The sequence below is a fragment of the Collinsella sp. LCP19S3_A7 genome (assembly GCF_052121995.1).
Classification (GTDB): Bacteria; Actinomycetota; Coriobacteriia; order Coriobacteriales; family Coriobacteriaceae; genus Collinsella.
Genome location: NZ_JBQKDE010000012.1, coordinates 59,340 through 71,014, shown reverse-complemented (window position 1 = coordinate 71,014; position 11,675 = coordinate 59,340). Strand labels below are relative to the sequence as shown.

Genomic DNA, 11,675 nt, shown 5'->3' with positions numbered 1-11,675 from the left:
GGCGCCATGCGGCACCCGGGGGTATCCGGTATTACCCGTCCTTTCGGGCGGCTATCCCGGGGGAGGGGGCAGGTTCTCCACGTGTTACTCAGCCGTTCGCCACTCGCTTCCCTCCGGAGAGGGGTGCCGTTCGACTTGCATGTGTTAGGCGCGCCGCCAGCGTTCATCCTGAGCCAGGATCGAACTCTCCGTCCAAAATATATGGGCCTCGAGCCCGTCCGGTCCTCTCAGTCATCGCTGATCGGTTCCGTTCGATTCATATGGTTCTGTTTGATAGGAAAAGGAATTCCTCGGGGCCGCCTCTCGGCGGCCTTGCGAAAAACGAATCCAAGTCAGACCATTTCAAATGGTTCGATGTCTGCCCGGATGCGACACACCATGTGTGTCCATCCTCGCAGTATCCGGTTCTCAAGGTGCACGCCTGCGCCGGTTCCCGGTTCGACCGGGCCGCGCGGCAAGGAGATATATTGCCAGACCGCGAAGCGATGTGGGACGTCAATTCCACTCTTCACAAGTCCTACACAATATATCGCTTCCTATATAAGTAATAGAAAGGCTGGTGCAGAAATACTGCACGTATCAGATGATGACCCTTCGGTTAAGAGATATATAAAAATCGGTCACCTGTAAGTGTCTATCTACCCGCGCTTTTGCTATATAAACCAGCGCCTTAGATAAAAAGAGGGAGCGCCGCGCACAGCGCGACACTCCCCTAGCGATTCAAGAGAATCAATTAGGCCTCGAGAGCCTTCTTGGCGATGGTAGCCAGCTCGTTGAAAGACTCGATGTCCTCGTAAGCCATCTGAGCCAGGACCTTGCGGTCGAGCTCGATACCGGCGACCTTCAGGCCGTGCATGAACTGAGAGTAAGAGATGTCGTTCAGGCGAGCAGCAGCGTTGATACGGGTGATCCAGAGAGAGCGAATCTCGCGCTTCTTATTGCGGCGGTCACGGTACTGATACTGCAGAGAGTGCTGGACCTGCTCTTTAGCATGCTTGTAAGTACGCGAAGCGGCACCGTAGTAACCCTTCGCACGGTGCATAACGGTACGGCGCTTCTTCTTGGCGGCAACAGCGCGCTTAATACGTGCCATGTTCTATCAACTCCTAGACGGTTAAACGAAAAACGGGAACGCTAACTTAGGCGAGACGCGACTTGATGACCTTGCGGTCGGCAGCGGCGATCTCGGTCTCCTGACGGAAGCCACGCTTACGCTTGGTGGACTTCTTGCTCAGGATGTGGCTCTTGAAAGCCTTGGCGCGCATAAGCTTGCCGGTACCAGTCTTGCGGAAACGCTTCTTGGTGCCGCTGTGGGACTTCATCTTAGGCATGAAATACTCCTTAATCGGTTACAGAACACTAGTTACTTAGTATCACTTGCCGCTTTATCCTCATCAAAGGCGCCCTTAATTGGGGCGAGCAGCATAAGCATGTTACGGCCTTCCATCTTAGGCTTGGACTCGACCGTAGCGTAAGGCTTAAGATCCTCGGCGAGACGCTCGAGAACGTTAAGACCCTGCTCCGGGTGAGCCATCTCACGGCCGCGGAACATGATGGTGATCTTAACGCGTGCGCCCTTCTTGAGGAAACGCAGAACGTGGCCCTTCTTGGTCTCGTAGTCGCCAACGTCGATCTTGGGTCGGAACTTCATTTCCTTAACCTCGACCTTGGACTGGTTCTTACGAGCAGCCTTGGCCTTCATGGCCTGCTGGTACTTGAACTTACCGTAGTCCATGACCTTGCAGACCGGCGGCTCCGCGTTGGGAGCGATCTCGACAAGGTCGAGACCCTGATCGTCGGCGACGCGCTGGGCATCGCGGATGGCGAACAGGCCGAGCTGAGAGCCATCGACGCCAATCAAACGGCACGAAGATGCAGTGATCTCGTCGTTGATGCGGGTGTCATCAGACTTAGCTATTTTCCCTACCTCCATTCATAAAAAAATAACCCGGCGCTTTTTTGCAACCAGGTCGTACACATAGACATCCTCGATATGAGGAAGAGAATCTAAGTTGTATGACCAGTCAGCTGCTCATTGGCGCCAAAAGGTGGGAACCCTCGGGTTCCTCTTTAGGGCATTGCGGAAACAACGCCTTGGCGATAATAACACGTACCGCTCGTTATCACATTACGTACACGAAAAAGGGGGTCTCGACCCCCTTGAACGCTCTTTTGCATGTATGGTGCCCGAGGCGAGACTCGAAGGGCCTTCGCTTCGCGAAGCCCCGGGCTTCGGGCGCATGGCGCCCTCGCCACGCTCCGCTACAAACAGGCCACAGGCCTGTTTGCTTAACGCTCCGCGCGCTCACGCGAGTTCGGCACGAAAAAGGGGGCCTCGACCCCCTTGAACGCTCTTTTGCATGTATGGTGCCCGAGGCGAGACTCGAACTCGCACGTTGTTGCCAACGGTGGATTTTGAGTCCACTGCGTCTGCCAATTCCGCCACTCGGGCACGTGTTGCGTGAGTTAGTTTATCACAGCTTTCCGTAGATTAGTCCGAAAATGGAACTTCGAGCATTTCGATGAGTTCGACCGTGCGGAGCATCTCGCGCTGACGGCATCCGCGACCGTCGACCGAGGCCTCGCCCATCTGGTTATCGTAGGGGTCCTCACGCATACCGTCAAAGACGGGTTCAAACTCTGCCTGGAACCGACAGTTTGCCACCATGCGCCATGGATCGAGGTTGCCAAAGTAGTGGCGGCGGCGCCATTCCTCCCCCATCCTGCGTGCCGAGGATCCAAACGAGACATCGGCGTTAAGCCAACCCGTCTGCGGTGTATAGAACTCCGCCCAGTCATGCGAGCCCACCGAGTCGGGCGCAACGTACAGGCCGCTCTGCCAACGTGCGGGCACGCCGGCGATGCGGCACATGGTGATAAACGTGAGTGCCATAACACCGCAGTCACCGCGAAGCGAATGCGCGCAGTCATCGGCGATAGAGCCCAGAAGCAGATACGGTGGCTGGTATCGATAGTCGATATGATGCGTCAAATAATCATAGATAGCCCGAGCGCGGTCGAGCTGATCCTCGAGACCATCGATAACATGTTCGGTCAGCTGCTGCAGATACGGCGTGAATGCAATATGCGGTCGGTCCTCGGAAATATCCTTGGGCAGCGGCGCGTCCATACACGGATGCGCCGGAAGCGCTCCCCCGTAGATATCGCAATAAGCGGCATCAATCAGATAACGATAGGTCACTGAGAACGATCGATCAGCCGAGGAAACCCACGAGGCGGTACGCGCCAAAGCGTTCGCGGGAGCAAGGACCCCCTCCGGCGTCATATCGAGAATCTCGATATGAGACTGCTGGCGGCAGGCTGCGGCAACGGGAAGCCACGCGCGAACGGCCTCCCCCTCCAGAGCACCGGGAACAGACACGGATGCTTTAAGCGTAATGGCACGAGACAGCCCGCCCTGTGATTCCATCTTCTTAAGCATCTGGTTGCGCAGCGCAGTTCCATCCGTAGAATCGGGACGCAGGCCCGGAACCTCCTTGGGATACACACGCAAAGAATCAAGGAAGTTGTCGAGAACGAACAGTTCACCATCGATAAAGCGCCAGTCGATGCGCTTGCGATCGATCAGGTCGTCAAACTGATCCTCGGTAAACTCCGGCCACTCCTCGCGGATCATCGCAATAGCCTGATCGCGCGACACCGAAAAATGAAACGACGTCTCGATCATGCGATACCGCTCGGCACGAACGCAAGCGGCCAACGAGGGATCAGGGCTCTGCTCCAAAAGACGGTCGCAAGCCGCAACAGCCTGCGCCAGGTACCCGGCGTCCTTGAGACGAAGGATCTCAGGTGGCAATCCAATGTCGAGATGACGAAAATCATCACAACAAACATCAACAGAGCAACCAACGGGGCCCTCGGCAACAACCTTTCCATCGGCAGGCAAAACTTTAACGACAGCCATAACCACTCCCACGCAGAACGACAACCCGAGACCATTGTACCGACATAAAAAGAAAGCCCCAACAAGGGAGCCATCAACACCGCTGAACGGTAGTCAAATAAATAATTCAGCCCAGTAACCCCGTAGCGAGTTAACGAAGGAGGCCCCGTTTCCCCGGAGCTGATTCCATCGCGCGACTTCTGGCGAAGCCAGGTGAGCGCGAGGGAAACAGCGTAGGGGAAACGGGGCCTCCGGCGGGAAGTTAAACCGCTACTTACGCCTTGTTGACGGAGCCAAACTCCTCCATGAGCTCCTTAGTGCGGGCAACGATGGCCTCGCGACCGGGCTTCAGGAGCTTGCGGGGGTCATAGCCCTTGCCCTGCTGATCCTTGCCAGCCTCAACGTACTCACGCGTGGCGGCAGCGAAGACAAGCTGCAGGTCGGTGTTGACGTTGATCTTGGAGATGCCCAGGGAGATGGCCTTCTTGATCTGATCCTCGGGGATGCCGGTACCACCGTGCAGAACGAGGGGCAGGTCGCCGGTCTGAGCCTTGATCTCGCTCAGACGCTCGAAGGAAAGACCGGCCCAGTCGGCGGGATACACGCCGTGGATGTTGCCGATGCCGCAGGCGAGGAAGTCGACGCCCAGGTCAGCAATCTGCTTGCACTCAGCGGGGTCAGCGAGTTCGCCGTTGGAGGTCACGCCGTCCTCGGTGCCGCCGATGCCGCCGACCTCGGCCTCGATGGACATGCCCTTGGAGTGGGCAAGCTCAACGAGCTCCTTGGTGCGATCGAGGTTAAGCTGGAAGGTTTCCTCGTGAGAGCCGTCATACATGATGGACGTGAAGCCGGCCTCGATGCACTTGAAGCAGTCCTCGTAAGAACCGTGATCGAGGTGAAGAGCGACGGGAACGGTAACACCCGTGGCCTCGACGGCAGCCTTGACCATGTCGGCGCAGACCTTGAAACCGCCCATCCACTTAGCGGCACCAGCGGTGCACTGAAGGATCAGCGGAGACTTGGCCTCCTCGGCGGCCTGGAGAATAGCCAGAGTCCACTCGAGGTTGTTGGTGTTGAAGGCACCGAGAGCATACTTGCCGGCCTCGGCCTTCTTGAGCATGTCTGCTGCGTTGACGAGCATAAAAGAAACCTCCTGTAAGGTTGCTCCGATAACGCATGAGATTTTACCACGGCGTACCCGAGCATAAACGTTCGTTTGTTCACGAATATCGTCCAAACAGACTTTTTTTGACCGTTTGCCCTACGGAATCGGCCCGTTGGGGAAAATATCTTGACGTTTGGACACTTCTCGTGCTTAAGCAGCTGACTACAAAGCTACATCTGCATGAAAGGGTTCTGCATGAGCTCGCGCGCCATAGTGGTCGAATCACCATGCCCGGTTAGGCAAACGGTATCGGGCGGGAGAAGCCGGGCGAGCTTGGAGAGCGAGCGCAGAATCGCCGCCTCGTCGCCACCGGCAAGATCGGTGCGGCCGTGGCTGCCCGGAAACAGGGTGTCGCCAACAAAGGCGATGCTTCCCTGCTCGGTGGCGGCGAACAAGACAATGCCACCCGGTGTGTGACCGGGCGTCTCGATCACCTGCAGGCAGATATCACCCAATTCAATCGTATCGCCCTCAGCAAGCAATCGCGTCGGCTCGCCCGGATCGGGCGTATCGATGCCCCACATCGCTCGCTGCTCCTCGATATTCTCACGAGATACCAACACGTCCTTCGCACCTAACTCATATAGGAAACCCTTACCGACGGCGGCTCGCGCTCCGGCAACGCCACCTACGTGATCGGCATGGCCATGGGTGCAGACAGCGCCTAGCACGTGCGCGTCAGGATGCTTGGCATAGATATGTTCCACAAGACGCTCACCTTCCCAGGCCGGATCGATAATCAGGCATTCGCCGCTCGAGATTACGGCGTAACTGTTGGTCTGAATGGGGCCGTTTACAAGCGCCTCGATCGAAGCTGTACCCCGAGGGGTTAAGTCCAAAGCTGCAGTGACCATGAGCACGTCCTCCTTCTACAAGCGTCGAGGCATCAAACGATGCCTCGAACGTAGCCAATATCATTACCGTTGTGCGTTCGTCACGCCTATACGCGACGCTTAAGCTGAGCCCCACCCTCGCCAGGCATCAGACGGCGTGCGTCATAGACCGAGTCGACACTGCTGATGGATGCCAGCAGCGGATCCAGACCGCTCGCGTCCGAAATCTCGACCATAAAGCGCAGGGTCGCAATGCCCTCGCGGTTGGTCGAGGTAGCGGCGGAAAGGATATTTCCGCCTGCATCGCCAATGGCGATGGTGACATCCTTGAGCAAGCCCATACGATCCAAGCACTCGACCACGATCTCGACCTGGAAAAGCGTATCGGCAGCACCATCCCACTCCACGTCAATCATGCGCTCGGGGTGTTCCATGAGACCCTTGACGTTGGGGCAGTTGGCACGATGCACCGAGACGCCTCGACCGCGCGTGATAAAGCCCACGATGTCGTCGCCCGTCACCGGATTGCAGCAATGCGCCAGACGAACCAGCAGGCCGCTGTTGCTCTCGCCCTTGACGATAATGCCGTTACTTGCACTCTTGCCACGCTTTTGCGGTTTGCGGTTGGAACCGCGGGCAGGCTGCTTGACGACCTCAGCGATGGCTTCGGCCTTGGTAAGCTGCTCCTCGGGCTTGGGATCCAAGATTTGCTCGACCTTATTGCCCACAGCGCGCGGGGCGACCTTGCCCGCGCCAACGGCTGCAAACAGGTCCTCGAGTTGCTTGAAGTTAAACTGCTCCGCCACGGCATTGAGTGCACGCGTGGATCGCGGCGTAGAGATGCCGTACCCGCGCTTGCGCAGGTCCTTGGCCAGCATATCGCGACCGGCAGCAGCGTCATCGTCTTTGGTCGCAGCGGCGAAGTAACGGCGAATCTTTGACTTGGCCGAAGGCGTCTTGACAATCTTGAGCCAATCGCGCGACGGCTTGGAGCTCTTGTTAGTCAGGATCTCGACACGGTCACCCGTCTTGATTTCGTGCGTGAGCGGAGCCACCGCACCGTTGATTTTGGCGCCGACGCAGTGGTTGCCGACCTCGGTATGAACAGCGTAGGCAAAGTCGAGCGGTGTAGAGCCCGCACGAAGCGCCATGACCTCACCCTTGGGCGTAAAGACAAAAATCTCCTGGTCAAACAGGTCGACCTTCAGTGAGTGCAGATATTCTTTGGCATCGGTGATCTCGTCAGAGGCTGCCCAATCGAGCGAGTGCTTGAGCCAGTTAATCTGATCGTCCAGACGCTGTGCGTCGTTGGTCTTGGAGGCAGACGATCCGCCCGATTTCTTATATAGCCAGTGGGCGGCGATGCCGTACTCGGCCTGCTCGTGCATCTCGTAGGTTCGAATCTGAATCTCGAGCGGACGGGCCGTGGGGCCGATAACCGTCGTGTGGAGCGATTGGTAGTTATTGACCTTGGGCATGGCGATATAGTCTTTAAAACGACCGGGCATGGGATGCCATAAAGTATGCACGGCACCAAGCGTGGAATAGCAATCGCGCACCGAATGGGTGATGACGCGCAGCGCCACCAGATCATAAATCTCGGAGAACTCCTTGCCCTTGCGCTTCATCTTTTGATAGATGGACCAATAGTGCTTGGAACGACCGTTGATCTGAAAATCCTCAAGGCCAATGCGGTCGAGCTCATCGGTAAGCGTCTTGATAGTCTCGGCCAGAAAGCGTTCGCGAACCTCGCGTGACTCTGCCACCATGCGGGCGATGCGCTGGTAAGCGTCGGGTTCAAGGTAGAAGAAGGACAGATCCTCGAGTTCCCACTTGATAGAGCTCATGCCCAGGCGGTCGGCCAGGGGCGCGTACACATCCATGGTCTCGCGCGCCTTAAACAGGCGGCGGTCCTCGCGCAGGGCGGCAAGCGTGCGCATATTATGCAGGCGGTCGGCGAGTTTGACGATGATGACGCGAATGTCCTTGGACATGGCGAGGAACATCTTGCGCAGCGTAAGCGCCTGCTTTTCGTCCATGTTGTCGACTTCGATGTTGGTGAGCTTGGTCACGCCGTCGACGAGCTCTGCCACGGTTTCGCCAAACAGACCCGAAACATCGGCAAGCGAGGTATCGGTATCCTCGACGGTATCGTGCAGCAATGCAGCGCACACCACATCGCAGTCCATCTTAAGGTCGGCCAAAATGATAGCCACCTCGACGGGATGGTTAATGTACATCTCACCCGAGCGCCGCTTTTGGTTGCAGTGCTTCTCGGCAGCAAAGCAGTAGGCCTGCTCCACCTTGGAGAAGTCATCCTCACTCATATATTTAAGGCACAGGCGCTCCAGCTTGTCGTAGCTGTCCGCCATAATCTCGGGCGGCAGATCATCGGCATGCGTATAGTGCTCCATCTCCGAAAAGGGCTGGAGGGCGGAATCATGGGCGGTACGGGCTGCGGCATCCATCGAGGTCCCCTTCCCTAGGCCCGCGGTACGATCGGGCGGTTAATTTTGGTAAGCATATCAGAAGCGCACGAATCGAGTGCCCAACTCCGGAAAGCCGAGAACTCCATACGCGAGCGCAAGCCCTCCAAATAGCGGATCGACCTGCTCAACTGCACGCGCCCGGGGTTTTCGGTCATCGCGATGCGACGGGTATCGTCAAACCCCGAAACGTGACAGAAACCGAGCTCTTCGAAGATTCCCAAGCCGCTTGCCACCGAACGCTCATCGACCGGCGTGCGCGCGTCGATTGCAAGGCACATCTGCGCAATGTCGATATCGCTTGCGCAGAATGAATCGTCCCCCGTCTTGCCACGATTGGAGCGCCACATGGTCTGCAGCGCCCGATAGAGCGTGACAAGCTCATCGCGCTCGGGCGCGTAACAATCGAGCAGGCGCTCATTAATACGAGCGTCACGAGACGAATAGAGCAGGTGAATCACGGCAGGCTGCCCATCGCGGCCGGCACGGCCACTCATCTGGTTAAACTCAATCGCGCCAAACGGCATGTGGTAGAGCACGACATGGCGGATATCGGGCAGGTTGACGCCCTCACCGAAGGCCGAGGTTGAAACGATGCAGCTCAGGCTGCCATCTCGAAACGCCTCCTCGACGCGTCGGCGATCGGAACGCGCAAGCCCGGCGTTATAGAACGCGATATGGGTCGCGCAGTCGGGCACACGTTTGCGCAACGTCTTGGCAAGCGCCACGGACTGGTCGCGCGAGTTCACGTAGATGACGGTCTTCTCCCCCGTCGCAACGATCGAAACCAGGCGATTTTCACGGCTCGCAAGGTCACGATCGTCCTCGAGTTGTAGGTTCTCGCGAACGGTCTCGTCGACCACCGTGCTGGTAATCGGCAATACGCGAGCAAGCTCTGCCACAACTGGAGCCGTCGCGGTAGCCGTTGCCGCCATGACAACGGGGTCGCCCAGGGCTTTAAGAATATCGGGCATATCGAGGTATGCACTCCGGTCACCACCCTTAGCAAGACCGGCATGGTGCGCCTCATCGATAACAACGAAGCCAATACGTCCAGAACGCGCAAATCGATCGCGGTGGATAGACAAGAACTCGGGCGTCGTGAGAACGATACCGGTGCGACCCGAAGCAAGGCCGGCGAACACGTCATCGCGTACGGCCTCCACGGTCTCGCCAGTCAGCACGCCGACACCAATGCCGAGCGCGGCCATCGTCGAGGAAAGGTGATAGGCCTGATCGGCAACGAGCGAACGCAGAGGATAGACAAAAATGCTCGCACGCCCGCGAAGAACCGCCTCGCGCGCGGCATGCACATGGAAAATCAAAGACTTGCCACGCCCCGTCCCCATAACGGCCAAAACGCTCTGATGGTCGGCAAGCGCGTCGAGTGCCTCGACCTGCGCGCGATGCGGCTGGTTCGAGCCGATAAAGCTATGGATAAGCGAGCGCGTGAGCTCGGTATAAGAAAGCTGGGCGAGCGTCTCGCGTTTACGCGACTCCAGGCGCAGACCAGAATCCGCCGGTTGCACGCCGCGGCGAAGCTCACATTCCGGATCGTCGATATTGGGCGCCGCGGTATCGCGCACCAAGACATCTTTGATCATGAGCTTGGGCTTCACACGTCCCTGCCAATGCTCGGCCACGGCCTCGAACACCAAGTCGACGGCGCTGTCGCAATTGATGAGCCTATCGATCTGCGGCACGCGGAACATGATGGCCGGCACACTCGCGGCACCATCGGTCGCCACAAAGCGCATGTGCTCGCCGGTTTTGCCCACCACGGCGCGATCGCACATCGTCACGCCCTCGGCGGCCAGAAGCGGCACCTTATTGCCTTGGCCAAACGGCTCAAGACGGGAAATTTGCTCGATGGTCTCGATATCTAGCTCGGAGAGATCAACGGTGGCGGCAACCTCGTCAGTGTCCTCAAAGTCCTCGGCGGGAAGCTCCGACAGCACGGCCGAAAGGCGACGGCGGAACTCATCGAGCTTGGATGCCTCGATGGTCACACCCACCGCACCGGCATGCCCGCCGCGACGAATCAGCAGGTCGGAGCAACGCTCGACGGCGTCGAACAGGTTGATCTTGCCCACCGAGCGGCCCGATCCGCGCGCAACGCCACCCTCGATCGAGAAGAGCAGCGCCGGCACGTGATAGCGATTGGTCAAGCGGCTCGCCACGATGCCCTTGACGCCCTCGTGCCAGCCCTCGCCGCCCACGACGATTGCGCGCCCGCCGTCATAAGTCTCCTCGACCTTCGCCATGGCATCGCGCGTAAGCTCGGCCTCGATCTCGCGGCGTTGGCGATTGATTTCCTCGAGCTCGGCGGCAAGCGCGCTCGCTTCGATGGGGTCGCGGGCAAGCAGCAGGTCGAGCGCCAGCTTGGGATCGGCCATGCGGCCGGCAGCATTCAGACGGGGGATGAGCGAAAACGACAGGCCGTCGGCCGTAATGGTAGAAAGGTCGGCCTTGGCAAGTGCGGCAAGCGCGATATAGCCGGGACGGGCCGTCACGCGCATCTGCTGGATGCCCTCGGCGACCAGTGCGCGATTCTCGGGCGTAAGCGGCATCATGTCGGACACGGTGCCCAACGCCGCGACCTCTATCAGCGAACGCCAATACGACGGCTTGCCCAAACGCTCGCCCAGGACCTGCACCAGCTTGAGTGCCACGCCGGCACCGGCAAGCTCGCGCGAGGGACCCTTGTCCTCGAGCTTGGGGTCGGTCAGGGGCACGCCCTGCGGCACCTGGTCGGACGGCTCGTGATGGTCCGTGACCACCAAATCGATCCCCAGGCTCTCCAGATAGGAGGCCTCTTCCTTGGCGGCAATGCCGTTATCGACGGTCACGATCAGCTGGGGGCGAGCGAGCTCGTTAACGCGGTCGAGCGCCGCACGCGACAGACCGTAGCCCTCGTCAAAACGATGCGGAATAAACGGCGTGACGTTGGCGCCAAACGAACGCAGCGCCTCGGTCAACAGACAAGTCGACGTAATGCCGTCGACGTCAAAATCGCCAAAGACGGCGATGCGCTCGTGGCTGCGAATAGCACGCTCAACGCGGTCGACGACGACCGCCATACCCGGAATAACGAGCGGGTCCGCCCAGTCGCGATCGAGCGAAGGCGTCAGAAAAAGCTGGCCTTCCTCGATGGATGTAATGCCGTGCGCAACCATAATGCGCGCCACCAGCCCGGGTATGCCCAGGCCAGCCGAAAGCTCCTTTTCGAGCTCGGGGTTTTGCTGAGCGACCGCCCAGCGATGCGTTGTCTTAAGCGATGACATAGG

The 11,675-nt window shown here is 58.7% G+C and carries 8 protein-coding genes, 1 tRNA gene and 1 rRNA gene; all 10 read right to left on the bottom strand.

Translation table 11 applies throughout. The features are described 5' to 3' along the window. Positions 1–195 (bottom strand): 16S ribosomal RNA (locus tag ACTQV3_RS06755); the annotation flags it as partial. A gap of 538 nt (positions 196–733) precedes the next feature. Continuing rightward, on the bottom strand, positions 734–1,093 hold the full coding sequence (gene rplT / locus ACTQV3_RS06750) for a 50S ribosomal protein L20 (RefSeq protein WP_006234421.1): 360 nt from the start codon (positions 1,091–1,093) through the stop codon (positions 734–736). 46 nt (positions 1,094–1,139) lie between these two features. Further along, positions 1,140–1,331, bottom strand: coding sequence for a 50S ribosomal protein L35 (gene rpmI, locus ACTQV3_RS06745; RefSeq protein ID WP_006234422.1), 192 nt, complete (start codon positions 1,329–1,331; stop codon positions 1,140–1,142). A 32-nt stretch (positions 1,332–1,363) separates the two neighbouring features. Beyond that, positions 1,364–1,933, bottom strand: coding sequence for a translation initiation factor IF-3 (gene infC, locus ACTQV3_RS06740; protein WP_006234423.1), 570 nt, complete (start codon positions 1,931–1,933; stop codon positions 1,364–1,366). 432 nt (positions 1,934–2,365) lie between these two features. Next, positions 2,366–2,452 (bottom strand) — tRNA-Leu (locus tag ACTQV3_RS06735). A gap of 39 nt (positions 2,453–2,491) precedes the next feature. After that, positions 2,492–3,925 (bottom strand): transglutaminase-like domain-containing protein, encoded by a 1,434-nt coding sequence (locus ACTQV3_RS06730; protein ID WP_441069295.1) that lies wholly within the window; start codon positions 3,923–3,925, stop codon positions 2,492–2,494. Positions 3,926–4,178: 253 nt separating this feature from the next. Next, positions 4,179–5,045: a class II fructose-1,6-bisphosphate aldolase gene (gene fba / locus ACTQV3_RS06725; protein ID WP_154517212.1), complete on the bottom strand. Its 867-nt coding sequence runs from the start codon at positions 5,043–5,045 to the stop codon at positions 4,179–4,181. Positions 5,046–5,239: 194 nt separating this feature from the next. Continuing rightward, entirely contained in the window at positions 5,240–5,923 is a 684-nt protein-coding gene (locus ACTQV3_RS06720; protein ID WP_441069297.1) for an MBL fold metallo-hydrolase, read from the bottom strand. Between the two features lie 86 nt (positions 5,924–6,009). Further along, positions 6,010–8,370, bottom strand: coding sequence for a RelA/SpoT family protein (locus ACTQV3_RS06715; RefSeq protein WP_441069299.1), 2,361 nt, complete (start codon positions 8,368–8,370; stop codon positions 6,010–6,012). Between the two features lie 14 nt (positions 8,371–8,384). Beyond that, positions 8,385–11,672 carry a single-stranded-DNA-specific exonuclease RecJ gene (gene recJ / locus ACTQV3_RS06710; RefSeq protein ID WP_441536016.1) on the bottom strand — a complete coding sequence of 1,096 codons (3,288 nt, stop codon included), beginning with the start codon at positions 11,670–11,672 and terminating at the stop codon, positions 8,385–8,387. Positions 11,673–11,675 lie beyond the last annotated feature (3 nt).

What these genes read in the sequence shown, in the direction of transcription:
- rplT (WP_006234421.1), bottom strand. Translation starts at nt 1,093, where the DNA reads ATGGCACGTATTAAGCGCGCTGTTGCCGCCAAGAAGAAGCGCCGTACC.
- rpmI (WP_006234422.1), bottom strand. Translation starts at nt 1,331, where the DNA reads ATGCCTAAGATGAAGTCCCACAGCGGCACCAAGAAGCGTTTCCGCAAG.
- infC (WP_006234423.1), bottom strand. Translation starts at nt 1,933, where the DNA reads ATGGAGGTAGGGAAAATAGCTAAGTCTGATGACACCCGCATCAACGAC.
- ACTQV3_RS06730 (WP_441069295.1), bottom strand. Translation starts at nt 3,925, where the DNA reads ATGGCTGTCGTTAAAGTTTTGCCTGCCGATGGAAAGGTTGTTGCCGAG.
- fba (WP_154517212.1), bottom strand. Translation starts at nt 5,045, where the DNA reads ATGCTCGTCAACGCAGCAGACATGCTCAAGAAGGCCGAGGCCGGCAAG.
- ACTQV3_RS06720 (WP_441069297.1), bottom strand. Translation starts at nt 5,923, where the DNA reads ATGGTCACTGCAGCTTTGGACTTAACCCCTCGGGGTACAGCTTCGATC.
- ACTQV3_RS06715 (WP_441069299.1), bottom strand. Translation starts at nt 8,370, where the DNA reads ATGGATGCCGCAGCCCGTACCGCCCATGATTCCGCCCTCCAGCCCTTT.
- recJ (WP_441536016.1), bottom strand. Translation starts at nt 11,672, where the DNA reads ATGTCATCGCTTAAGACAACGCATCGCTGGGCGGTCGCTCAGCAAAAC.